The sequence below is a fragment of the Pseudomonas fluorescens genome (genome assembly GCF_001648775.1).
Classification (GTDB): domain Bacteria; phylum Pseudomonadota; class Gammaproteobacteria; order Pseudomonadales; family Pseudomonadaceae; genus Aquipseudomonas; species Aquipseudomonas fluorescens_M.
The window spans coordinates 327,337-351,025 of sequence record NZ_LVEJ01000002.1; the positions used below are offsets into that span (position 1 = coordinate 327,337).

Sequence of the window (23,689 nt, forward strand, 5' to 3'; positions counted from 1 at the left end):
TCAATCAGCCTTATCAGCAGTGCGAGCGGTAGGTTTACGAAGACGGGAAACCGGCGAGACATGGGCCGATCCGTTGTTCAAGGCGATCATCAGCGCGGGCAGCCAGCGGCCCAGCAGGCTGAACAGATCACCGGCGCCGACCTGGCGGTTGGCGGTTTTGAGTACGCGGCCCAGACAGGCATCGTCGTCGCGGCTGGACGGCGAGGCGTTGAGCATGTCGCGCAAAGACTGTTCAAACGGATCGTGCATACGCACCTCTCGTGATGTCTGTGAAAGACGCGGGCAAATTTGCTTGGGTCACATGCGCCATTTTCAGACCCAGCGCAAACGACGGAATAACCACCACTGACCGAAGGCCAGAGCGAGCACGGTCAAACAGGCGATCAGGAAACCATAAGGGCTGCTGGAGAACGGAATTCCGCCGACGTTGATACCCAACAGACCGGTGATGAAACTCATCGGTAAAAAGATGCAGGTGATGATCCCGAAGCGGTACATCGTGCGATTCATGCGCTCGCTCAAGCGCCGGTCTTCGGCCTCCAGCACAAGCCCCACGCGCTCTCGGGTCAATTCGAGCTCTTCGAGGTAGCGGGTCAGGCTGTTGTTCAATTCGTTCCAGTAATCGGCGTCGTCATCGACAAACCACGGCAGTTTTATCCGCGTCATCTGCCCGAAAATATCCCGCTGCGGCGCAAGGAAACGCTTGAGCCCGGCAGCCCGCCGACGGATGTGCAAAATGGCGCCATGCTCGGGGGTATACCGTTCGTCGGCATCCATCTTTTCTTCTTCCTCATCGGCGATTTCCGAGAGGCACGTGACCAGATCCTGCACCTTGTTGGTGAGGAACTGCGCCAGATAAAGGATGAGTTCAGAGGCCGTTTTCGGACCCTTGCCGTCCGCCAACTGAGCCAACAGCTCATCGGTGGCGCGCAATGGCCGCAAACGCAGGGAAATAACCCGTTGGGCGGAGGCGAAAATGCGCACCGAGACCATGTCTTCCGGCTCGGCGCCCGGGTTGAGATTGACCCCGCGCAAGAACAACAGCAGCTCGGAATCGGGCAACGGCAACAGGCGCGGCCGGGTGTTCTCTTCCAGCAGCAAGTCGCAGGTGAATTCATTGAGGCCGCTGGATTTGCGCAGCCAGGTCTGGGTTTGCGGATGGCTACGATCCCAATGCAGCCACAGGCTTTCATGCGCCTGCAGTTGCAAATCGTCGAGCTCAGTCCGGGCTATCGAACGCGCACCGCCTTTACCATCCAGCACCAGGGCATGCACCAGCCCCCATTGCGCGTTTTCTTCCTCGAACATCCGCATCCCTTTGTCGAAATTCTTATTCAGGCATTTTCAGCGGACTCGGCGAGATGATCACGCCGTTGTTGTCCGCATAAATATAGTGGCCCGGGTGGAACGTCACACCGGCAAACGTCACCGGGACATTGAGGTCACCGATGCCGCGCTTGTCGGTTTTCATCGGGTGGCTGGCCAAGGCCTGTACACCCAGATCGGTCTGTGCGATCACATCGACGTCACGAATGCAGCCGTAGATCACCAGGCCTTCCCAACCGTTTTTCGAAGCTTTTTCGGCGAGCATGTCGCCCAGCAGCGCTCGACGCAGGGACCCGCCGCCATCGACGACCAGCACCTTGCCATGACCCTTCAGGTCCACTTGCTCCTTGACCAGCGAGTTATCTTCGAAACATTTGATGGTCACGATCTCGCCGCCGAACGAATCACGGCCACCGAAATTGCTGAACATCGGTTCCAGCACCTGCACCAGCTCCGGATAGGCGTCGCACAGGTCAGGCGTAAGGTAATGGTTCATCGAAAAACTCCTGTAAAAAGCAAGACGATCAAGGATGCCGCGTTCTGAAGAGACGAGTTCCGGTGGTCGCTGTTTACCTTAGCTCATTGAATGTTCGCTGAATGAACCTGAACAAACGCTGAAACGTAATCGCTAAACTGCCACCGAATATGACCAGAACCGCACAATTCGTCATATCTTAGCCGCAAGCCAACCTGAACGAAATGCCCATTTCAAGGCCTTCGCACTCAGATCGCCGCAGCCAGGTCGGGTTTCTCGCCCAGCAACGGCGTGTGCTGATCATTCAACCAGCGCGCCACCAGCGGCCACACCTCAGTCTGCGCCGCTTTGCTCACCAACATTTCAACATGGCCGAAATTATCGTTGAAGCCCTGCTCGCGGCCCAGGTTGATGAATTGCTTGTGCTCGGCACCGATCTGCTCGAACAGTTTGCGACAGGCCCAGGCCGGATCCTGATGATCGCCGGCGGCGCTAACCGCCAGCACCGGCACCTGAACATCGGCCAGACCGGCCCACCAATCCTTGTCCTTGTCGCCAAAGCGGCCGAACAAGCCGTACCAGCGCATGCTTTCCAGCGCCAGGCCGATCGGCTCATCTTCCGGACCACGCTTGAGGCGCGAACCCGACAGTTGCGCAAAGCGCTTGAGGATAAAGCGCCCGCTCCACTCCACCGGCGGGATTTTCAACGGCCAATACGTGCGGCTGACCTGTGTGCCGAAAAACGCGGCAGAAGCCACCGCAGGCTCGCCAAGGTATTCGCCACCCAGCGCGGCGGCCAAGGTGATGCCGCCCAGCGAATGGCCGATCCAGTGCGGAATCTGCCCGCTCTGCTCACGCACGAACGCGGCAATCGCCGGCAGATCGTAACGGGCATAGTCGGCGACACGGTTGCGGCGGTATTCCTCGTTGCGCTGCGACAAGCCATGGCCGCGCATCTCCGGAATCCACACGTCGTAGCCCAGACGCGTCAGATACGCGCCCAGGCCCAGGCCTTTGGGTGAAAACCAGAAGCGGCGATTGGAAAAACTGCCGTGCAGCAGAATCACTGGCACACCGCGAGGTGCCGAGTCGTCGGCCATACCCAGACGGGTGACGGCGATCTCCACGGACCAGTCCGGGCTGTTGCCGGGTTTCAAGCGATAAACGTCTTCGCTCAGATCGCCACGCCGTTCGGCGCTGATCAGGGCGACAGGAAATAGGTTGCTGCTGCTTTGCATAATGCTCTTGCACAAAAAAGGGCGGCATCTACAGGAGCCCGCCCTACTTCAATCTCAAAGCCCGCCTCCTGTGGGAGCGAGCCTGCTCGCGAAAGCGGGGTGTCAGCCAACATCACTGTTGAATGTTGCTCCGTCTTCGCGAGCAGGCTCGCTCCCACAAGGAAAGCGGGCCGTTCACATACTCTTTAAGCCGGTGTCTGGCCTTCCGCCAGGAAGAACCACGTTTCCAGCACGGTATCCGGGTTCAGCGACACGCTTTCGATGCCCTGCTCCATCAGCCACTTGGCCAGATCCGGGTGGTCCGAAGGACCCTGACCGCAGATGCCGATGTACTTGCCGGCCTTGTTGCACGCGGCAATCGCGTTGGCCAAGAGCTTCTTGACCGCCGGATTACGCTCGTCGAACAGATGCGCGATGATACCGGAATCGCGGTCCAGGCCCAGCGTCAGCTGAGTCAGGTCGTTGGAACCGATCGAGAAACCGTCGAAGAATTCGAGGAATTCTTCAGCCAGGATCGCATTGGAAGGCAGTTCGCACATCATGATCACGCGCAGACCGTTCTCGCCGCGCTTCAAGCCGTTTTCGGCGAGCAGATCGACTACCTGGCTGGCTTCGCCCAGAGTACGGACGAACGGCACCATGATTTCGACGTTGGTCAGGCCCATCTCGTTGCGCACACGCTTCAGCGCGCGGCATTCGAGTTCAAAGCAGTCGCGGAACGATTCGCTGATGTAACGCGAAGCGCCACGGAAGCCCAGCATCGGGTTTTCTTCTTCCGGCTCGTAGAGCTTGCCGCCGATCAGGTTGGCGTATTCGTTGGACTTGAAGTCCGACAGACGCACGATGACTTTTTTCGGCGTGAACGCCGCCGCCAGGGTGCTGATGCCTTCCACCAGTTTGTCGACGTAGAAGTCGACCGGGTCGTTGTAACCGGCGATACGCTTGTCGACGCTGTCCTTGATTTCCTGCGGCAGACCGTCGTAGTTCAACAGCGCTTTCGGGTGGACGCCGATCATGCGGTTAATGATGAATTCCAGACGGGCCAGGCCGACACCGGCGTTCGGCAGCTGCGCGAAGTCGAAGGCGCGGTCCGGGTTGCCGACGTTCATCATGATCTTGAACGGCAGCTCCGGCATGGCGTCGACGGAGTTCTTCTTGATGTCGAAGCCCAGTTCGCCTTCGAAGATGTAACCGGTGTCACCTTCGGCGCAGGACACGGTCACGCCCTGGCCATCCTTCAGCAGTTGGGTGGCGTTGCCGCAACCGACCACTGCCGGGATACCCAGCTCACGCGCGATGATCGCCGCGTGGCAGGTACGCCCGCCACGGTTGGTAACGATGGCGCTGGCGCGCTTCATCACTGGTTCCCAGTCCGGGTCGGTCATGTCGGACACCAGTACGTCGCCCGGCTGGACTTTGTCCATCTCGGAGACGTCTTTGATGATGCGTACTTTACCGGCGCCGATGCGCTGGCCGATCGCACGACCTTCCACCAGCACGGTGCCGGTTTCTTTCAACAGGTAACGTTCCATGACGTTGGCCTGGGTGCGGCTTTTCACGGTTTCCGGACGCGCCTGCACGATGTACAGCTTGCCGTCGTCACCGTCCTTGGCCCACTCGATGTCCATCGGGCAGCCGTAGTGTTTCTCGATGATCATCGCTTGCTTGGCCAGTTCGCTGACTTCAGCGTCGCTCAGGCAGAAACGCGCGCGCTCAGCCTTGTCGACATCGACGGTCTTGACCGAACGACCGGCCTTGGCCTCGTCGCCGTAGATCATCTTGATGGCTTTGCTGCCCAGGTTGCGACGCAGGATCGCCGGACGACCGGCCTCCAGCGTGCCCTTGTGTACGTAGAATTCGTCCGGGTTGACCGCGCCTTGTACGACGGTTTCGCCCAAGCCGTAGGCGCCGGTGATGAACACCACGTCACGGAAGCCGGATTCGGTGTCGAGGGTGAACATCACGCCGGCAGTGCCGGTTTCCGAACGCACCATGCGCTGCACGCCTGCCGACAGGGCGACCAGTTTGTGGTCGAAGCCCTGGTGCACGCGGTAGGAAATCGCACGGTCGTTGAACAGCGAAGCGAACACCTCTTTGGCGGCGCGGATAACGTTTTCCACACCACGGATGTTCAGGAAGGTTTCCTGCTGACCGGCGAACGAGGCGTCCGGCAAGTCTTCGGCGGTGGCGGAAGAACGCACGGCCACGGCCACGTCAGGGTTGCCGGCCGACAGCGCGGCGAACGCAGTGCGGATCTCGGCATTCAGTTTTTCAGGGAATTCGGCGTCCATGATCCATTGACGGATCTGCGCGCCGGTCTTGGCCAGGGCGTTGACGTCGTCAACGTCGAGCGCGTCGAGGGCCTGGTGGATCTGGTCGTTGAGGCCGCTCAGTTCGAGGAAATCACGATAAGCCTGAGCCGTCGTGGCGAAACCGCCGGGGACCGAAACACCGGCGCCTGCCAGGTTACTGATCATCTCGCCCAGGGATGCGTTCTTGCCCCCCACATGCTCAACATCGTGTTTGCCGAGCTTATCGAGGGAAACTACGTACTCTACCAAGGTGATCTCTCCACTAACTGTGTTGGAAAAGCTCAGAAACCGGCGGCCCGGGGGAGCCTTGGCCGGTTGTATGGCCTGGACCTGGAAAATAAGTGAGAATGCGGGCCAGTCGCGGCCGACAAATCGCGCCTATCATATCCAGAAATGCTCATTAGCTTAAGGCCCAAGGTGCAAATGAAACGATCTGCTTTCTTCATCTCCGATGGCACCGGCATCACTGCCGAAACCCTGGGTCAAAGCCTTCTGGCGCAGTTCGAAAACATTACCTTCAGCAAATTCACGCGACCGTACATCGACAGCGTTGAAAAAGCGCGGGCCATGGTACAACAAATCAACAAAGCCGCTGAAACCGACGGCTTTCGTCCGATCATCTTCGACACCATCGTCAATCAGGACATCCGTGAGATTCTCGCAACGTCCAATGGTTTCATGATCGACATTTTCTCGACCTTCCTCGCCCCGCTGGAGCAGGAACTGACCGAGCATTCTTCCTACACCGTCGGCAAATCCCATTCGATCGGGCACAACTCCAATTACATGGAGCGCATCGAGGCGGTGAACTTCGCCCTCGACAATGACGACGGCGCGCGAACGCACTATTACGACAAAGCCGATTTGATACTAGTGGGCGTGTCGCGATGCGGTAAAACGCCGACGTGTCTGTACATGGCCATGCAGTTCGGCATCCGCGCAGCCAACTACCCGCTGACCGAAGACGACATGGAGCGCCTGACCCTGCCGTCGGCCTTGCGCGCCCATCAGCACAAGCTGTTCGGCCTGACCATCGACCCGGACCGTCTCACCGCGATCCGCAACGAGCGCAAGCCCAACAGCCGTTATTCGAGCTACGCCCAGTGCGAGTTCGAAGTGCGCGAAGTGGAGAATCTGTTCCGCCGCGAGAACATCCCCAACATCAACTCCACGCATTTTTCCGTGGAAGAGATTTCGGCGAAGATTCTGGTGGAGAAAGGTGTCGAGCGGCGCTTCAAATAGTTCTGCATTGCCTGATCCGACGCCTTCGCGAGCAGGCTCGCTCCCACCTGGGGGAATGCATTCCAACTGAAAGAATGCGGTCCACTGTGGGAGCGAGCCTGCTCGCGAAGAACGATTACACGGTCTCGGTTAATGCCCGCGCCAACGCTTCGAACCCGCCGAGCAACAACCGATCATCCCCCACCGCATTACACACACTCACCCGAATAAACTGCGGCACCGCCGTATGCCCGACCGCGAACGCCTCAGCGGTGGCGACCAGATAATTGTTTTCCTTCAACTCCGCCGCAATCTGCGATGCGCGCCACAACTCGGGGACTTCCACCCAGAAGTGCGGGCTAAAGGTGTGCGTCTTGTAATTCAAACCCTGCAGAACAGGCGCGACCAGCGCTTTACGCCGAGCAATCTCGCTGATCTGCTCGTCCAGCAAACGCTCAGCCATGCCGTTTTCGATCCACAGGCTCGCCACTTCCATCGATAAAGGATTAGCCATCCAGCAGGTGCTGCGAATGGCTGAACTGATACGCCCGATCAACGCTTGCGGCGCATGCAGATAACCGACGCGCAGCCCCGCTGAAACAGCCTTGCTCAAACTGCCGATCAGTATCGAACGCTCCGGGGCGAAATGGCTCAGGGGTGACGGGCGCTGGCGATCCAGTACCGCATGAGCTTCGTCTTCGATGATCAGCAGATTGTGCTGGCGGCAGATATCGGCAATCGCCTCGCGCCGGGTGATCGACATGACAGCGGCCGTAGGATTCTGGATCGTCGGCGTGCAATACAGCGCCGAAACGCGATGCTGACGGCAGATGTCCTCCAGCGCCGAAGGTAAAAGTCCTTCGTCATCCATCGCTGCGCCGATCAGTTTTATCCCGAGCTGACGAGCGACACTGATCAAACCGGGGTAGGACAAATGCTCAGTGACCAGCGTGTCCCCCGCCTTGAGCAAACCCATCAACGCGCACAGCAAGCCATGCTGGCCGCCGTTGACGCACAGCACTTGATCGGCGTGCGGTACGAACTCGCCATGGCTGAGCCAAACGGCGCCCGCCACGCGATGCCGCGCCATGCCACCCTCGGCGGTGTACCCGGACAGCTGCCGCAAGACGCCCGGCTCATTGGCGAGGTCTTGCAGGCTCTGGCTGATGAAGGTTGTCTCCTGCCCCGGAATCGGCTGATTGCGGCTCATGTCGAAGCAGGTTGGCGGCTCATCGCTGACATTGCGAAAGCCTTTGTCCTGCGCCTGATCCACGCCGCGCTGACGCACGTAAGTGCCATCGCCTACGCGGGCAACGACCAATCCCACACGTTCAAGCTCACCGTAGGCACGGCTGATCGTGCCAATGGTCACGCCCAGGCTGTCGGCCAACAGTCGGTGCGGCGGCAATTTACAGCCTGCCTCGATCACACCTTCCTCGATGGCCTGCGCAACGCCGTCTGCAAGGCGCTTGTACTTCACGCCGACGCCGTTGACGAGACCGTCACGGAGGATTGACACCATGGCAATACTTACTTTGACAGTCATTGTCACCCCGAATAGCGTGCTTGAAACAGGTTCAATCAGAAATAGACTGTTTCTGTGATCAGGTCAATTCTGCCGTTCGGAGTACAAACCATGTCTACAGCTGTCAGCGTCCCGATAAACATCAGCAAACCGTGGCTCGCCGGATTGATCACCAGCGCGCTGTTCCTGATCGTCTGCCTGAGTTGGGGCACCACGTGGCTGGGGATCAAAATTGCCGTGGAAAGTGTGCCGCCGCTGACCGCCGCCGGCCTGCGCTTTCTGATCGCTTTTCCGCTGTTTCTGAGCTTCGCCATGGTGCGCAAGGAACCGTTGCTGTTCCCTCGGCAAAGCCGCTGGTTCTTTGTGTTCGTCACGCTGTCGTATTTCAGCCTGCCCTACTACCTGCTCAACTACGGCGAGATGCACGTGTCATCGGGTCTGACCGCCCTGCTGTTCAGTTGCATGCCGGTGTTTATCCTGCTGTTTTGCGCGCTGTTTCTGCGCGAGAAAATCTACCCCTCGCAGATGCTCGGCATCGCCATCGGCTTTGGCAGCCTGTTCATGATCATTCGCAGCCAGGGGCTGCATCTGGATCAGGCCGAATGGCTGGGAGTGCTGGCGATTCTGTGTGCGGCAGTGATGCATGCGCTGTGTTACGTGGTGACAAAAAAGCACGGCAGCGCGATCAGCGTGATCACCTACAACACCTTGCCGATCGGTATCGCTGGGTTGATGTTATTTATTGTCGGCTTGAGCGTTGAGGCGCCAGTGTTTGCGCAAGTGACCACACGCTCGTGGGGCGCCCTGCTGTATCTCGGGCTGGTGGCTTCGGTCGGTGGATTCATCGTTTATTTTTTGCTGCTTAAACGCTTGAGCCCGATCATTCTGTCGTTCGTGTTTATCATTTTCCCGGTGTTCGCCGTGATCATCGGCGCCTGGTACGAGGGGCAAACCCTGTCCCGGGAGCTGATGATCTATTCGGCGATTTTGTTGAGCGGTTTTGCGATCACCAAACTGCCTGTGGAAAAGTGGTTCAGATAACCCACATATCCACAAAGCGATTGACCGGCGTCGCTTCAAGCCGCGCCGGATCCTTGCACAACGCGAAAATTTCGCCGCTGCGCTGACCGGTGAAACGTGTAGCCAGATTGGCTTTGAATTTGTCTTCGAGCAATGGAATGCCCTCGGCACGGCGACGACGGTGACCGATCGGGTATTCCACGACGACGTTTTCAGTGCTGCTGCCGTCCTTGAAAAACACCTGCACGGCGTTGGCAATCGAGCGTTTGTCGGGCTCCAGGTATTCGCGGGTGAAACGCGGTTCTTCGACGATAACCATTTTCTCGCGCAGCACATCGATGATCGGATGCGCCCGGTGGAAATCGTCTTCGTATTGCTCGGCGACCAGATTGCCGAACGCCAGCGGCACGGCGGTCATGTACTGGATGCAGTGGTCGCGGTCGGCGGCATTCGCCAGCGGCCCGACCTTGGAAATGATGCGGATCGCCGACTCGTGGGTGGTGATGACAATCTTGTCGATTTCGTGCAGGCGATTGCGCACCTGCGGGTGCAGTGTCACGGCTGCTTCGCAGGCGGTTTGCGCGTGAAATTCGGCAGGAAAGCTGATCTTGAACAGGACGTTTTCCATCACGTAACTGCCGAAGGGTCGCGAGAAACTGAAGGCGCGCTTATCTTCCGGTTTCAGCGTCAGATCGCTGTTGGTGTGGCTGAACAGCACGTCATAAAAGCCCCACTGCTTCGCGGTTAACACGCCGGGAATGCCCATTTCGCCACGCATGGCGATATCCGCCAAACGCACGCCGCGACTCGACGCATCCCCCGCCGCCCAGGATTTTCGCGAGCCGGCGTTGGGGGCATGACGATAAGTGCGCAGCGCCTGACCATCGGCGAATGCATGGGACAAGGCTGATAACAGTTGCTCGCGATCGGCGCCCATCAGTTTCGCGGTGACGGCGGTTGAAGCGACTTTCACCAGAATGACGTGATCGAGTCCTACGCGGTTGAAGGAGTTTTCCAAGGCGATCACGCCTTGAATCTCGTGGGCCATGATCATCGCTTCGAGCACGTCGCGGATGGTCAGCGGCGCTTGCGCGTTGGCCACGCGTTTCTGCGAGAGGTGATCGGCGACGGCGAGAATGCCGCCGAGGTTGTCGGAGGGATGGCCCCATTCGGCGGCGAGCCAGGTGTCGTTGTAGTCAAGCCAGCGGACGATGCAGCCGATGTCCCACGCGGCTTTGACCGGATCGAGGCGATAAGACGTACCTGGGACTCGCGCACCGAACGGCACGACGGTGCCTTCGACGATTGGGCCGAGATGCTTGGTGCATTCCGGAAAGCGCAGGGCCAGCAGGCCGCAGCCCAGCGTGTCCATCAGGCAATTGCGGGCGGTGTCGAGGGCTTCGGCAGAGGTGACTTTGAAGGTGAGGACGTAATCGGCGATGTCCTGCAGGACCTGGTCGTAGTCGGGGCGGTTGTTCAGGTCGACGTTGGCGCTCATTGCGGTTCTCCTGTTCGGAAATGATGAGTGGTGCGGTCTTCCTCAGGGCTTGGCTGGTTTGGTCTGGTTGATTGCAGGTCTGGGGTGCCTGCTCTTTTTGTGTTTTTTCAGTGGGAGAGCCCCTCACCCTAGCCCTCTCCCGAGGGAGAGGGAACCGATTGGGGGATGCTCTAGAGGTTCACCGACGTGAGCGATCTCCATTGAATCCATAATCGATTAGATCGATGAACATCCCAGACACCTCGGTCGGCCCTTAAAATCCATAATCGACTCGATCTTTCAGGTCGATGTACAACCCAAGACACCTCGGTCGGTGCCCTGAATCCATAATCGACTCGATCTTTCAGGTCGATGTACAACCCAAGACACCTCGGTCGGCCCCCTCTACCTCTGGGAGAGGGCTGGGCGGGCGGCGTTCCGATGAGGGTAAAAAATCTCAAATCAGAAAGAATCACCCGGAATGCGCACGTAACCTTCCATCAGCACGCGCGCACTGCGGCTCATGATGGCTTTCTTCACCACCCACTCGCCGTTTTCCAGACTGGCTTCAGCGCCAACACGCAACGTCCCGGACGGATGCCCGAAGCGCACGGCATTGCGTTCAACACCACCCGCCGCGAGGTTCACCAAGGTGCCGGAAATGGCCGCCGCCGTACCAATCGCCACCGCCGCCGTGCCCATCATCGCGTGGTGCAACTTGCCCATCGACAACGCCCGCACCAACAAATCCACATCACCCGCACCAATCGCTCTGCCACTCGACGCCACGTAATCTGCAGGCTTGGCGACAAACGCGACTTTCGGCGTGTGCTGCCGTTTCGCCGCTTCATCCAGATTGGCGATCAGGCCCATGCGCAGCGCACCGTAAGCCCGAATCGTCTCGAACATCTGCAATGCTTTCGGGTCGCTGTTGATCGCGCCTTGCAGCTCGGTACCGGTGTAGCCGATGTCTGCGGCGTTGACGAAAATCGTCGGAATACCTGCGTTGATCATGGTCGCTTTGAACGTGCCAACCCCCGGCACTTCCAGCTCATCAATCAAGTTGCCGGTGGGGAACATCGAACCACCGCCGCCCTCTTCTTCCGCCGCCGGATCCATGAATTCGACTTGCACTTCGGCCGCCGGAAAGGTCACGCCGTCGAGTTCGAAATCACCGGTCTCCTGCACTTCGCCGTTGGTGATCGGCACGTGGGCGATGATGGTTTTACCAATGTTGGCCTGCCACACGCGCACCACCGCGACACCGTTGTGCGGAATGCGGCTGGCGTCGACCAGGCCGTTGCTGATGGCGAATGAACCAACCGCTGCCGAGAGGTTGCCGCAGTTGCCACTCCAGTCGACGAACGGCTTGTCGATGGAGACCTGGCCAAACAGGTAATCCACATCGTGATCAGCCTTGATGCTTTTCGACAGAATCACGGTTTTGCTGGTGCTGGATGTCGCGCCGCCCATGCCGTCGATTTGCTTGTCGTACGGGTCGGGGCTGCCGATGACGCGCAGCAACAAAGCGTCGCGAACCGGGCCGGGAATCTGCGCCGCTTCGGGCAGATCCTTGAGGCTGAAAAACACGCCTTTGCTGGTGCCACCGCGCATGTAAGTGGCAGGGATTTTGATCTGCGGTGCGAAAGTAGCTGCGTGAGCCATATTGCTCCTTACCGAAGGCATGGGACTTGAAATCCCATGCCCACATCAGTTGATTTAAACGGCAACCGCCGACTCTTCAAGGAAGTCCTGAGCGAAACGCTGCAACACGCCGCCGGCCTCGTAGATCGACACTTCTTCAGCGGTATCCAGACGGCAAGTCACCGGTACATCAACGCGCTCGCCGTTCTTGCGATGGATCACCAGCGTCAAATCCGCGCGCGGTTTGCGCTCGCCGATCACGTCGTAGGTTTCGCTGCCATCGATGGCCAAGGTGTGACGGTCGGTGCCCGGCTTGAACTCCAGCGGCAACACGCCCATGCCCACCAGGTTGGTGCGGTGAATGCGTTCGAAACCTTCAGCGGCAATCGCCTCGACACCGGCCAGACGCACGCCTTTCGCCGCCCAGTCACGGGACGATCCCTGACCGTAATCGGCACCGGCAATGATGATCAGCGGCTGCTTGCGCTCCATGTAGGTCTCGATGGCTTCCCACATGCGCATGACCTTGCCTTCCGGTTCGACCCGCGCCAGCGAACCCTGTTTGACCTTGCCGTTTTCCACGACCATTTCATTGAACAGTTTCGGGTTGGCGAAGGTTGCGCGCTGCGCGGTCAAGTGGTCGCCACGGTGCGTGGCGTACGAGTTGAAGTCCTCTTCCGGCAGGCCCATTTTCGCCAGGTATTCGCCGGCGGCGCTGTCGAGCATGATCGCGTTCGACGGCGACAGGTGATCGGTGGTGATGTTGTCCGGCAGCACCGCCAGCGGGCGCATGCCCTTCAGCGGACGCGCGCCGGCCAGTGCGCCTTCCCAGTACGGCGGACGGCGAATGTAGGTGCTCATCTCGCGCCAGTCGTACAGCGGCGTGACTTTCGGACCGGTGTCTTCGTGGACGGCGAACATCGGAATGTAGACCTGACGGAACTGCTCAGGCTTGACCGAGGACTTCACAACGGAGTCGATTTCTTCGTCGCTCGGCCAGATGTCTTTGAGGCGGATTTCCTTGCCGTCGACCACGCCCAAGACATCCTTCTCGATATCAAAACGGATGGTCCCGGCAATGGCGTAAGCCACCACCAGCGGCGGCGACGCGAGGAACGCCTGCTTGGCGTACGGGTGGATGCGGCCGTCAAAGTTGCGGTTGCCAGAAAGCACGGCGGTCGCATACAGATCGCGGTCGATGATCTCTTGCTGGATCACTGGATCGAGCGCGCCGGACATGCCATTGCAGGTGGTGCAAGCGAAGGCGACGACGCCGAAACCGAGCTGCTCCAGCTCAGTGGTCAGCCCCGCTTCGTCGAGGTACAGCGCGACGGTTTTCGAACCCGGCGCCAGCGAGGATTTCACCCACGGTTTGCGGGTCAGGCCGAGCTTGTTGGCGTTGCGTGCGAGCAGGCCGGCGGCGATGACGTTGCGCGGGTTGCTGGTGTTGGTGCAACTGGTGATGGCGGCGATGATCACTGCGCCGTCAGGCATTTGCCCCGGCACGTCATCCCACTGCCCGGAGATGCCTTTGGCCGCCAGGTCCGATACCGCGACGCGAGCATGCGGGTTGCTCGGGCCGGCCATGTTGCGCACCACCGACGACAGGTCGAAGGTCAGACCGCGCTCGTATTGCGCGCCTTTCAGGCTGTCCGCCCAGAGGCCGGTGAGCTTGGCGTATTGCTCGACCAACTGCACTTGATGGTCTTCACGACCGGTGAGTTTCAGGTAGTCGATGGTCTGCTGATCGATGTAAAACATCGCTGCGGTGGCGCCGTATTCCGGGGCCATGTTGGAGATGGTTGCGCGGTCGCCGAGGGTCAGCGCAGCGGCGCCTTCGCCGAAGAACTCCAGCCACGCGCCGACGACTTTCTGTTTGCGCAGGTATTCGGTCAGCGCCAGCACCATGTCGGTGGCGGTGATGCCCGGTTGCAGCTTGCCGGTCAGTTCGACGCCGACGCTTTCCGGCAGACGCATCCACGACGCGCGACCAAGCATCACACTCTCGGCTTCGAGGCCGCCGACACCAATAGCGATCACGCCTAAAGCATCGACGTGCGGGGTGTGGCTGTCGGTGCCGACGCAGGTGTCGGGGAACGCCACACCTTCACGCACCTGGATCACCGGCGACATTTTCTCCAGGTTGATCTGGTGCATGATGCCGTTGCCCGGCGGGATCACATCAACGTTCTTGAAAGCCTTTTTGGTCCAGTTGATGAAGTGGAAACGGTCTTCGTTGCGACGGTCTTCAATGGCGCGGTTTTTCTCGAATGCCTGCTTGTCGAAACCGCCTGCTTCCACCGCCAGCGAATGGTCGACGATCAATTGCGTCGGCACCACCGGATTGACTTGCGCCGGGTCGCCGCCCTGCAAAGCGATGGCGTCGCGCAGGCCTGCGAGGTCGACCAGTGCGGTCTGGCCGAGAATGTCGTGACAGACCACCCGCGCCGGGAACCACGGGAAATCGAGGTCGCGTTTGCGTTCGATCAGTTGTTTGAGGGAATCGGTGAGCGTGGCCGGGTCGCAGCGACGCACAAGGTTTTCCGCCAGCACGCGGGAGGTGTACGGCAGAGTGTCGTAACTGCCGGGCTGAATCGCCTCGACCGCCGCGCGGGCGTCGAAATAATCCAGAGGACTGCCGGGCAGGGTTTTACGGAATTCTGTGTTCATCGGGTCAGGACTCGGGTCACGGTAGTTTCAAAGGGTGGGCCGGGCACCGACCTCGAAATTCACACCGACCACTGTGGGAGCGAGCTTGCTCGCTCCCACAGGATCTGGGTAATTTCAATGCCGATGGTTGGCACTCACCATTCAGCGACGTTCGATTGGCACGAACTTGCGCTGTTCAACGCCGACGTACTCGGCGCTTGGACGGATGATGCGGTTGTTGGCGCGCTGTTCGAACACGTGTGCAGCCCAGCCGGTCAGGCGCGAGCAGACGAAGATCGGCGTGAACAGCTGGGTCGGAATGCCCATGAAGTGGTACGCCGAGGCATGGTAGAAATCGGCGTTCGGGAACAGTTTCTTCTGCTCCCACATGGTCTTGTCGATGGCTTCGGAAACCGGAAACAACACCTTGTCACCGACTTCGTCCGCGAGCTTTTTCGACCAGCCCTTGATCACCTCGTTGCGCGGATCGCTGTCCTTATAGATCGCGTGGCCGAAACCCATGATCTTGTCCTTGCGCTCGAGCATGCCGAGGGTGCCTTTGATCGCCTCTTCCGGCGACGAGAAGCGCTCGATCATTTCCATCGCTGCTTCGTTGGCGCCGCCGTGCAACGGACCGCGCAGCGAACCGATGGCGGCGGTCACGCAGGAATACAGATCGGACAGGGTCGAGGCGCAAACGCGGGCGGTGAACGTCGAGGCGTTGAATTCGTGCTCGGCGTAAAGAATCAGCGAAACGTTCATCACTTTGACGTGCAGTTCGCTCGGCTTCTTGTCGTGCAGCAGGTGCAGGAAGTGGCCGCCAATGGTTGGCTCGTCGCTGACGCAGTTGATGCGCTTGCCGTCGTGGCTGAAGCGATACCAGTAGCACATGATCGCCGGGAATGCGGCGAGCAGACGGTCAGTCTTGTCGCGCTGCTCGGAGAAATCTTTCTCCGGTTCGATGTTGCCGAGGAACGAGCAACCGGTGCGCATCACGTCCATCGGGTGGGCGTCGGCGGGGATGCGTTCAAGCACTTCTTTCAGCGCTTGCGGCAGGTCGCGCAGCTTGCTCAGCTTGCCTTGGTATTCGTCGAGTTGCGCCTGGGTTGGCAGCTCGCCGTACAGCAGCAGGTACGCGACTTCTTCAAATTGTGCATCGGCTGCCAGTTCACGCACGTCGTAGCCGCGATAGGTCAGCCCGGCACCGGCCTGGCCCACGGTGGACAGTGCGGTTTGCCCGGCAACCTGGCCACGGAGCCCGGCGCCACTGAGTACTTTTGCTTCGGCCATTGTGTTCTCCAATCTTTTTGAATTTGTATGGGGAAACTTGTGGGAGCGAGCCTGCTCGCGAAAGCGCTGGATCAGTCGACATCAATGTTGGATGTCAGTCCGTCTTCGCGAGCAGGCTCGCTCCCACAGGGGTCGTGTTCAGCCTTTCTTTTGTGCAAACAGCGCATCGAGCTTCTGCTCGAAGGTGTGGTAATCGATGCGATCGTAAAGCTCCATGCGAGTCTGCATGGTGTCGATGACATTCTGCTGCGTGCCGTCGCGGCGGATCGCGGTGTAGACGTTTTCCGCCGCTTTGTTCATCGCGCGGAACGCCGACAGCGGATACAGCACCAGCGACACGTCGGCGCCAGCCAGTTGCTCGGTGGTGTACAGCGGCGTCGCGCCGAACTCGGTGATGTTGGCCAGGATCGGCGCTTTCACACGGTTGGCGAACAGCTTGTACATCTCCAGCTCGGTGATGGCTTCCGGGAAGATCATGTCGGCGCCGGCCTCGATGCACGCCGCAGCGCGATCCAGTGCCGATTCCAGACCTTCCACCGCCAGCGCATCGGTGCGCGCCATGATCACGAAGCTGTCGTCGGTTCGGGCATCCACGGCGGCTTTGATGCGGTCGACCATTTCCTGCTGGCTGACGATCTCTTTGTTCGGACGGTGGCCACAGCGCTTGGCGCCAACCTGATCCTCAATGTGAATCGCCGCAGCGCCGAACTTGATCATCGACTTGACCGTGCGCGCCACGTTGAACGCCGACGAGCCAAAACCGGTGTCGACGTCGACCAACAGTGGCAGATCGCAAACATCGGTGATGCGGCGTACGTCGGTCAGCACGTCATCCAGACCGGTGATGCCCAGATCCGGCACGCCGAGCGAGCCTGCGGCCACCCCGCCGCCGGACAGGTAGATCGCCTTGAAACCGGCGCGCTTGGCCAGCAGCGCGTGGTTAGCGTTGATCGCGCCGACCACTTGCAATGGGTGCTCGGTGGCGACCGCATCGCGGAAACGCTGGCCTGGAGTGCTGTGCTTGGAACTCATGACTCACCTCGTTCAGTGGCTGTCTTATTGTGGGCGCCGTCCTGGTAATGACGGGCGATGTTGCGTTTCGAGGCGCCGATGTGACGGCGCATCAACAATTCCGCGAGCTCGCCGTCACGGTCGGCGATGGCATCGAGAATCCGGTGGTGTTCGGCAAAGGCCTGGCGCGGGCGGTTCGGCGTGGTGGAAAACTGGATGCGGTACATGCGCACCAGTTGATACAGCTCGCCGCAGAGCATCTGCGTCAGCGTGCGGTTGCCGCTGCCCTGGATGATCCGGTAGTGAAAGTCGAAATCGCCTTCCTGCTGGTAATAGCCAACGCCGGCCTGAAACGCCGCGTCGCGCTCGTGGGTTTCCAGTACGCGACGCAGTTCGTCGATTTCTTCGACGCTCATGCGCTCGGCCGCCAGACGGCAGGCCATGCCTTCGAGGGACTCGCGGATTTCGTAGAGTTCGAGTAATTCGGCGTGGCTGAGCGACACCACCCGCGCGCCGACATGCGGCACCCGCACCAGCAGGCGCTGGCCTTCCAGACGGTGAATCGCCTCACGCAACGGCCCACGGCTGATGCCGTAGGTGCGCGCCAGCTCCGGCTCGGAAATCTTGCTGCCCGGAGCGATCTCGCCTTTGACGATGGCCGCCTGAATGCGCCGGAAGACGTTTTCCGAGAGTGTCTCGGAATCGTCGCCGCTGATGACCGGGGGATCGAGTTGATCCAGCATGATTGTCGACACCTTCAAATCCAATGCGGCAAAAACTAGCCAATTCGCCCGCATCAGTCAAAGGATAAATAGATATTGTCGACAATCGTCTAATAACAGCTGCTGACATCCCCAAGGGTTATAGACCGGCTCGGGCGCTGGCGCCATAAAACCACCGTGCTAGAATGCCGCCCGCATTTGCTGGCCATTTGTACGGCTTGTCATAAAAAGCTGCCAGGCACACGAAGGGTCTTGCGCAAGTTTTGCCAAGGGCCTGAACCGACCACGGAACGCTGCGCACCAGGATTTATGAGACTCAAGCCTTTTCCCACATTCTTTGCCCTGTTTTGCCTGCCCGGCCTTGCCGCTGCGGGGGAAAAAACCGTGTACGGCCTCAACGAATACGCTTCGCTTGACGGCATCAATCTGGAAGTCGCGGCCAAACTTGATACGGGTGCGAAAACCGCCTCGTTGAGTGCCCGCGACATCAAACGTTTCAAACGCAATGGTGAGTCCTGGGTACGTTTCTACCTGGCCATCGACGCCGCGCATTCGCACCCGATCGAACGGCCGCTGGCCCGGGTCAGCAAGATCAAACGCCGCGCCGGCGACTACGACCCGGAGGAAGGCAAAAAGTACACCGCCCGTCCGGTGATCGAGCTGGATATCTGCATGGGCACGGCAATGCGCAGCATCGAAGTGAACCTGACCGACCGAAGTGCGTTCCAATACCCGCTTTTGATTGGCTCCGAAGCGCTGAAACGCTTCGACGCGCTGGTCGACCCCAGTCTTAAATACGCTGCCGGCAAACCCGCCTGCACCATCGCCGCTCATACCGCCGAGTAATTTCCATGCGTTCTCTAACCTTCCACTTGAAAATCCTGATCACCATTCTGGTGTTGCTGGGCGTTTCGGTTACGGCCTATCAGATTTTCGTGCTCGGCATCCCGGTGACCGAAGATGCGACCGACGACTTGTGGAACATCGACGCCAAAGTCGAGTTCGTCGCCAGCACCAAGGATCCGGTGAAGATCCAGATGTTCGTACCACCGTTGAGCCGCGATTACGTCAGCCTCAACGAAAGCTTCATCTCGAATAATTACGGCGTCGCCGTGAATCGTGTCGACGGCAACCGCAAGGTCACCTGGTCGGCACGTCGGGCCAAGGGCAACCAGACCCTTTATTACCGTCTGGTGCTGACCAAGCGCTACACCGCCGAAAAAACCAAGATCAAAGGCCCGACCTTCCGCGACAGCATCGCCATCGAAGGCCCGGAAAAAATCGCCGCCGAAGCCCTGCTCGCGCCGATCCGCCAACACTCGGCCGACGTCGAAACCTTCATCGGCGAGGCGATCAAACGCGTCAACAACCTCAACGATGACAACGTCAAGCTGCTGCTGGCCGGCGATCCGTCGACCGCGCACAAAGCCAAAATCGTCGAACTGCTGCTGTCCATCGCTCATGTACCGGTGGAAAAAGTCCACACCATCCGCCTCGTCGCCGATCAGCCGCAAATGCCGGAACTATGGCTGCGCAGCTTCAACGGCAACGACTGGCTGTACTTCAACCCGGAAACCGGCGAGCAAGGCCTGCCGACCGACCGCCTGCTGTGGTGGACCGGCGATGAAAACCTGATCACCGTCGACGGCGGCAAAAAAGCCAACGTGACCTTCAGCCTGAACAACAGCGAGATGAACGCGATTCGTCTGGCCAAGCTGACCGACGAAAACACCGACGCCAACTTCCTCGAATACTCGCTGTACGGCTTGCCGCTGCAGACTCAGCAAACGTTCATGATCATGGTGATGATCCCGATCGGCGTGCTGGTGATCCTGATCCTGCGCAACCTGATCGGCCTGCAGACCCTCGGCACGTTCACCCCGGTCCTGATCGCCCTCGCCTTCCGCGAAACGCAGCTGGGCTTCGGCATTCTGTTGTTTACCGTGATCACGGCGCTGGGCCTGTCGTTACGTTCGTACCTGGAACACCTGAAGCTGCAAATGCTGCCGCGACTCTCGGTGGTGCTGACCTTCGTCGTGGTGTTGATCGCGGCAATCAGTCTGTTCAGCCATAAACTCGGTCTGGAGCGCGGCTTGTCCGTGGCGCTGTTCCCGATGGTGATTCTGACCATGACCATCGAACGTCTGTCGATCACCTGGGAAGAACGCGGCGCCAACCATGCGCTGAAAGTCGCCATCGGTACGCTGTTCGCCGCGTCCCTGGCACACCTGATCATGACCGTGCCTGAACTCGTGTACTTCGTATTCACCTTCCCGGCGATTCTGCTGATTCTGGTCGGCTTCATGCTGGCGATGGGTCGTTATCGTGGCTACCGCCTGACCGAACTGGTGCGTTTCAAGGCTTTCCTGAAGAAGGCTGACGCCTGATGTTCGGTTTCTGGAAGACCTGGAAGGCGCTGGAAGCGCGGGGCATCATGGGCATCAATCGGCGTAACGCCGACTACGTGCTCAAGTACAACAAGCGCAGCCTGTACCCGATCGTCGATGACAAGATCATCACCAAGGAACGCGCGATCGAAGCCGGCATTCACGTGCCGGAATTGTATGGCGTGATTTCCACCGAGAAGGAAATCGACAAGCTCGGCGAAATCATCGGCGGGCGCAGCGACTTCGTGATCAAACCGGCGCAGGGGGCTGGCGGCGATGGCATCATCGTTGTCGCCGACCGTTTCGAGGGTCGCTATCGCACGGTGTCGGGCAAGATCCTTGCCCACGAAGAGCTTGAGCATCACATTTCCAGCATCCTCACTGGCCTGTATTCCCTCGGCGGCCACCGTGATCGGGCGCTGATCGAATACCGGGTAACGCCGGATCAGATCTTCAAAAGCATCAGTTATGAAGGCGTGCCGGACATCCGCATCATCGTGTTGATGGGTTACCCGGTGATGGCGATGTTGCGCCTGCCGACCCGGCAGTCCGGCGGCAAGGCCAACCTGCACCAGGGCGCCATCGGCGTCGGTGTCGATCTGGCCACCGGTTTGACCCTGCGTGGCACCTGGCTGAACAACATCATCACCAAACACCCCGACACCACCAACGCGGTGGACGGCGTGCAACTGCCCTACTGGGACGGTTTCATGAAACTCGCTGCCGGCTGTTATGAGCTGTGCGGACTGGGTTACATCGGTGTGGACATGGTGCTGGATCAGGAGAAAGGACCGCTGATTCTTGAGCTGAATGCGCGGCCGGGGCTGAATATTCAGATCGCCAATGATTGTGGGCTGACGTTGCGTACCTATGCGGTGGAAGCGCGACTGGAAGAGCTGAAGGCGCGTGGGGTGACGGAATCGGTTGAAGAGCGGGTGGCGTTTACGCAGGAGATGTTTGGGCATATTCCTGCTGTCGAAGGCTGAAGCTGAAAAGCCCCTCATCGGAACGCCGCCCGCCTATCCCTCTCCCCGAGGGAGAGGGGACTGACCGAGGTGGATGTTCGAGGTACGCCGACCTGAACGTCTTGAGTCGAACTCAGGCTTTGAAAAGCATGAAGATCTGCTCCCTTTCCCCCTCGCCCCCCTGGGGGAGAGGGTTGGGGTGAGGGGGCAGGCTTTTGATTTTGATCTGATAGCCGAGAGAGGACTACAATCCCCACCCCGCCTCAACGGCCGATCTGCCCCGCCCATGTTGACCTGTTCCGTACACCCGCTGCCCTACCGTGCCAATCCCGCCGACTACTTCGCGGCCATCCGCAACGCCCCCGGCGCCGTGCTGCTCGACAGCGGCCGACCGAGTGCCGACCGTGGCCGTTATGACTTGCTCAGCGCCTGGCCGCTGGAACAACTGGCGGTGTTGCCGGACGAGAGCGGCAGCCATTTCCTGCAACGGCTGCGCGACAACCTGAGTCGCCTGGGCGAGGCGTTATTGCCTGTTGAATACGAACTGCCGTTTGCGGGCGGTTTGATCGGCTACCTGAGCTACGACTTCGGTCGGCACCTGGAAAACCTGCCGAGCCGGGCCCGCGATGATCTGCAACTGCCTGACGCGCGTTTTGGCCTGTACGACTGGGCGCTGATCAGCGATCACCAGACGGCCACCAGCCAATTGGTCTTCCACCCGTCGGTGATCGACAGCGCGAAGCAACGGCTGATCGCGCTGTTCACCGTGCCGCAAGCTGAAGCACTGACACCGTTCAAACTGAACGCGCCGATGGCTGCCGACCTCTCGGCCGACGATTACCGTCAGGCCTTCGAACGCATCCAGCATTACATCCAGGCCGGTGACTGCTATCAGGTCAACTTCGCTCAGCGTTTCCGCGCGGCGTGTCAGGGCGATCCGTGGCTGGCTTACTGCAAGTTGCGCGAAGCCTGTCCGACACCGTTTTCCGGTTTCCAGAGCCTGCCTGATGGCGGCGCCGTGTTGAGCCTGTCGCCAGAGCGCTTCGTCAAAGTCAGCGAACGTCAGGTCGAAACCCGCCCGATCAAAGGCACTCGTCCGCGTGGCCTGACGCCAGCCGAAGACGCCGCCAACGCCGCCGAACTGCTGGCCAGCGCCAAGGATCGTGCGGAAAACCTGATGATCGTCGACCTGCTGCGTAACGACCTCGGGCGCACCTGCCGCATCGGCTCGGTGCGGGTGCCGGAGTTGTTCAGCCTGGAAAGCTATCCGAACGTGCATCACCTGGTCAGCAGCGTGACCGGCGAACTGGCGGATGATCGTGATGCACTGGATTTGATTGCTGGCAGTTTCCCCGGCGGCTCGATCACCGGCGCACCGAAGATCCGCGCGATGCAGATCATCGATGAACTGGAGCCGACCCGGCGTGGCTTGTATTGCGGCTCATTGCTGTACCTGGACGTGCGCGGCGAGATGGACAGCTCCATCGCCATTCGCAGTCTGTTGGTCAAGGATGGGCAGGTGTGTTGCTGGGGCGGTGGCGGGATCGTCGCGGATTCGGACTGGCAGGCGGAGTACCAGGAGTCGATCACTAAAGTGAAGATTTTGCTGGAAACCCTGCAGAACCTTTAAAAGCTTAAAAACTTCGCGAGCAGGCTCGCTCCCACAGGGTGAACGCATTCCAAATGTGGGAGCGAGCCTGCTCGCGAAGGGGCCTGTCCAGACGACTACAAACTCAAATCCCGATTCGAGGCCTTGAGGAATTCCTGCTTCAACTCAGCAAAGGTATGCACCGCTGGAAACTGCGGAAACTCACGAATCACATTCTCCGGCGCATGGAACAGAATCCCCGCATCCGCCTCGCCCAGCATCGTCGTGTCGTTGTACGAATCCCCTGCCGCAATTACCCGGTAATACAGGCTCTTGAACGCCAGCACCGACTGGCGCTTGGGATCTTTCTGACGCAGCTGATAGCTGGTCACCCGCCCGGTCTCGTCAGTAATCAGACGGTGGCAGAGCAAGGTCGGAAAGCCCAGTTGACGCATCAGCGGCTGCGAAAACTCATAAAACGTGTCCGACAGAATCACCACCTGAAAGCGCTCGCGCAGCCAGTTGACGAACTCCACCGCGCCGTCCAGCGGCTTCAGCGTGGCGATCACTTCCTGAATGTCCGAGAGCTTCAAGCCATGCTCATCAAGGATGCGCAGACGCTGCTTCATCAGCACGTCGTAATCGGGAATGTCCCGGGTGGTGGCCTTGAGGGATTCGATTCCGGTTTTTTCGGCGAAGGCGATCCAGATTTCCGGCACCAACACCCCTTCAAGATCCAGGCAAGCAATTTCCACAAGACACTCCCGTTTGTATTGATTATTTGAGTCGAGCGAGGCCGAACTCTAGCGACTCCACCCCCGGCGCGCAACGCACAGGAG

General features: G+C 59.7%; 19 protein-coding genes. 6 read left to right on the forward strand and 13 right to left on the reverse strand.

From position 1 onward, the window contains the following. From A8O26_RS04325 to ppsA, 5 genes are all read right to left on the reverse strand, one after another. Entirely contained in the window at window positions 1-249 is a 249-nt protein-coding gene (locus A8O26_RS04325) for a hypothetical protein (RefSeq protein WP_008076827.1), read from the reverse strand. Window positions 250-312: 63 nt separating this feature from the next. Then, complete coding sequence (locus tag A8O26_RS04330; protein ID WP_064116924.1) at window positions 313-1,308, reverse strand: zinc transporter ZntB; 996 nt, start codon at window positions 1,306-1,308, stop codon at window positions 313-315. 22 nt (window positions 1,309-1,330) lie between these two features. Then, the gene (rraA, locus tag A8O26_RS04335) at window positions 1,331-1,822 is read right to left on the reverse strand and encodes a ribonuclease E activity regulator RraA (RefSeq protein WP_064116925.1); all 492 of its coding nucleotides are present in this window, start codon (window positions 1,820-1,822) and stop codon (window positions 1,331-1,333) included. Window positions 1,823-2,049: 227 nt separating this feature from the next. Further along, window positions 2,050-3,039, reverse strand: a complete 990-nt coding sequence (locus tag A8O26_RS04340) for an alpha/beta fold hydrolase (RefSeq protein ID WP_064116926.1) — start codon at window positions 3,037-3,039, stop codon at window positions 2,050-2,052. Between the two features lie 185 nt (window positions 3,040-3,224). After that, complete coding sequence (gene ppsA / locus A8O26_RS04345; RefSeq protein ID WP_064116927.1) at window positions 3,225-5,600, reverse strand: phosphoenolpyruvate synthase; 2,376 nt, start codon at window positions 5,598-5,600, stop codon at window positions 3,225-3,227. A gap of 174 nt (window positions 5,601-5,774) precedes the next feature. On the opposite strand from ppsA, the gene ppsR reads away from it, so the two are divergent. Beyond that, window positions 5,775-6,593 carry a posphoenolpyruvate synthetase regulatory kinase/phosphorylase PpsR gene (gene ppsR, locus A8O26_RS04350; protein WP_064116928.1) on the forward strand — a complete coding sequence of 273 codons (819 nt, stop codon included), beginning with the start codon at window positions 5,775-5,777 and terminating at the stop codon, window positions 6,591-6,593. 115 nt (window positions 6,594-6,708) lie between these two features. Here the strand turns inward: ppsR and A8O26_RS04355 are convergent, their stop codons facing one another. Continuing rightward, entirely contained in the window at window positions 6,709-8,118 is a 1,410-nt protein-coding gene (locus A8O26_RS04355) for a PLP-dependent aminotransferase family protein (RefSeq protein WP_064116929.1), read from the reverse strand. A gap of 90 nt (window positions 8,119-8,208) precedes the next feature. Here A8O26_RS04355 and A8O26_RS04360 point away from each other — a divergent pair, with 90 nt between their 5' ends. Continuing rightward, window positions 8,209-9,138, forward strand: coding sequence for a DMT family transporter (locus A8O26_RS04360; protein ID WP_064116930.1), 930 nt, complete (start codon window positions 8,209-8,211; stop codon window positions 9,136-9,138). Here A8O26_RS04360 and prpD read toward each other — a convergent pair. The 6 genes from prpD to A8O26_RS04390 form a co-directional block, all read right to left on the reverse strand. Further along, on the reverse strand, window positions 9,131-10,615 hold the full coding sequence (gene prpD / locus A8O26_RS04365; protein ID WP_064116931.1) for a 2-methylcitrate dehydratase: 1,485 nt from the start codon (window positions 10,613-10,615) through the stop codon (window positions 9,131-9,133). The genes A8O26_RS04360 and prpD overlap by 8 nt on opposite strands. Window positions 10,616-11,056: 441 nt before the next feature. Further along, a complete protein-coding gene (prpF, locus tag A8O26_RS04370) occupies window positions 11,057-12,259 on the reverse strand; it encodes a 2-methylaconitate cis-trans isomerase PrpF (protein ID WP_064116932.1) in 1,203 nt (400 codons plus the stop codon). Between the two features lie 54 nt (window positions 12,260-12,313). Next, window positions 12,314-14,908: a Fe/S-dependent 2-methylisocitrate dehydratase AcnD gene (gene acnD, locus A8O26_RS04375; RefSeq protein ID WP_064116933.1), complete on the reverse strand. Its 2,595-nt coding sequence runs from the start codon at window positions 14,906-14,908 to the stop codon at window positions 12,314-12,316. A 141-nt stretch (window positions 14,909-15,049) separates the two neighbouring features. After that, window positions 15,050-16,177: a bifunctional 2-methylcitrate synthase/citrate synthase gene (prpC, locus tag A8O26_RS04380; RefSeq protein WP_064116934.1), complete on the reverse strand. Its 1,128-nt coding sequence runs from the start codon at window positions 16,175-16,177 to the stop codon at window positions 15,050-15,052. Window positions 16,178-16,315: 138 nt separating this feature from the next. Further along, window positions 16,316-17,209, reverse strand: coding sequence for a methylisocitrate lyase (gene prpB, locus A8O26_RS04385; RefSeq protein WP_064116935.1), 894 nt, complete (start codon window positions 17,207-17,209; stop codon window positions 16,316-16,318). Beyond that, the gene (locus A8O26_RS04390; protein WP_172828118.1) at window positions 17,206-17,928 is read right to left on the reverse strand and encodes a GntR family transcriptional regulator; all 723 of its coding nucleotides are present in this window, start codon (window positions 17,926-17,928) and stop codon (window positions 17,206-17,208) included. Before A8O26_RS04390 ends, prpB begins: the two co-directional genes overlap by 4 nt. A 291-nt stretch (window positions 17,929-18,219) precedes the next feature. Here A8O26_RS04390 and A8O26_RS04395 point away from each other — a divergent pair, with 291 nt between their 5' ends. From A8O26_RS04395 to pabB, 4 genes are all read left to right on the forward strand, one after another. Next, on the forward strand, window positions 18,220-18,756 hold the full coding sequence (locus tag A8O26_RS04395) for an ATP-dependent zinc protease family protein (protein ID WP_053116866.1): 537 nt from the start codon (window positions 18,220-18,222) through the stop codon (window positions 18,754-18,756). Window positions 18,757-18,761: 5 nt separating this feature from the next. Then, complete coding sequence (locus tag A8O26_RS04400; RefSeq protein WP_064116936.1) at window positions 18,762-20,297, forward strand: inactive transglutaminase family protein; 1,536 nt, start codon at window positions 18,762-18,764, stop codon at window positions 20,295-20,297. Further along, window positions 20,297-21,283, forward strand: coding sequence for an alpha-L-glutamate ligase-like protein (locus A8O26_RS04405; RefSeq protein ID WP_064116937.1), 987 nt, complete (start codon window positions 20,297-20,299; stop codon window positions 21,281-21,283). Before A8O26_RS04400 ends, A8O26_RS04405 begins: the two co-directional genes overlap by 1 nt. A 265-nt stretch (window positions 21,284-21,548) precedes the next feature. Next, the gene (gene pabB / locus A8O26_RS04410) at window positions 21,549-22,892 is read left to right on the forward strand and encodes an aminodeoxychorismate synthase component I (protein ID WP_064116938.1); all 1,344 of its coding nucleotides are present in this window, start codon (window positions 21,549-21,551) and stop codon (window positions 22,890-22,892) included. 95 nt (window positions 22,893-22,987) lie between these two features. On the opposite strand, the gene thrH is transcribed toward pabB, so the two are convergent. Next, a complete protein-coding gene (gene thrH, locus A8O26_RS04415; RefSeq protein ID WP_007916444.1) occupies window positions 22,988-23,605 on the reverse strand; it encodes a bifunctional phosphoserine phosphatase/homoserine phosphotransferase ThrH in 618 nt (205 codons plus the stop codon). Window positions 23,606-23,689: the final 84 nt, after the last annotated feature.

Bases quoted from the DNA above. Each gene is read 5' to 3' on its own strand.
- A8O26_RS04325 (WP_008076827.1), bottom strand. From the start codon at position 249: ATGCACGATCCGTTTGAACAGTCTTTGCGCGACATGCTCAACGCCTCG.
- A8O26_RS04330 (WP_064116924.1), bottom strand. From the start codon at position 1,308: ATGTTCGAGGAAGAAAACGCGCAATGGGGGCTGGTGCATGCCCTGGTG.
- rraA (WP_064116925.1), bottom strand. From the start codon at position 1,822: ATGAACCATTACCTTACGCCTGACCTGTGCGACGCCTATCCGGAGCTG.
- A8O26_RS04340 (WP_064116926.1), bottom strand. From the start codon at position 3,039: ATGCAAAGCAGCAGCAACCTATTTCCTGTCGCCCTGATCAGCGCCGAA.
- ppsR (WP_064116928.1), top strand. From the start codon at position 5,775: ATGAAACGATCTGCTTTCTTCATCTCCGATGGCACCGGCATCACTGCC.
- A8O26_RS04355 (WP_064116929.1), bottom strand. From the start codon at position 8,118: ATGACTGTCAAAGTAAGTATTGCCATGGTGTCAATCCTCCGTGACGGT.
- A8O26_RS04360 (WP_064116930.1), top strand. From the start codon at position 8,209: ATGTCTACAGCTGTCAGCGTCCCGATAAACATCAGCAAACCGTGGCTC.
- prpD (WP_064116931.1), bottom strand. From the start codon at position 10,615: ATGAGCGCCAACGTCGACCTGAACAACCGCCCCGACTACGACCAGGTC.
- prpF (WP_064116932.1), bottom strand. From the start codon at position 12,259: ATGGCTCACGCAGCTACTTTCGCACCGCAGATCAAAATCCCTGCCACT.
- acnD (WP_064116933.1), bottom strand. From the start codon at position 14,908: ATGAACACAGAATTCCGTAAAACCCTGCCCGGCAGTCCTCTGGATTAT.
- prpC (WP_064116934.1), bottom strand. From the start codon at position 16,177: ATGGCCGAAGCAAAAGTACTCAGTGGCGCCGGGCTCCGTGGCCAGGTT.
- prpB (WP_064116935.1), bottom strand. From the start codon at position 17,209: ATGAGTTCCAAGCACAGCACTCCAGGCCAGCGTTTCCGCGATGCGGTC.
- A8O26_RS04395 (WP_053116866.1), top strand. From the start codon at position 18,220: ATGAGACTCAAGCCTTTTCCCACATTCTTTGCCCTGTTTTGCCTGCCC.
- A8O26_RS04400 (WP_064116936.1), top strand. From the start codon at position 18,762: ATGCGTTCTCTAACCTTCCACTTGAAAATCCTGATCACCATTCTGGTG.
- A8O26_RS04405 (WP_064116937.1), top strand. From the start codon at position 20,297: ATGTTCGGTTTCTGGAAGACCTGGAAGGCGCTGGAAGCGCGGGGCATC.
- pabB (WP_064116938.1), top strand. From the start codon at position 21,549: ATGTTGACCTGTTCCGTACACCCGCTGCCCTACCGTGCCAATCCCGCC.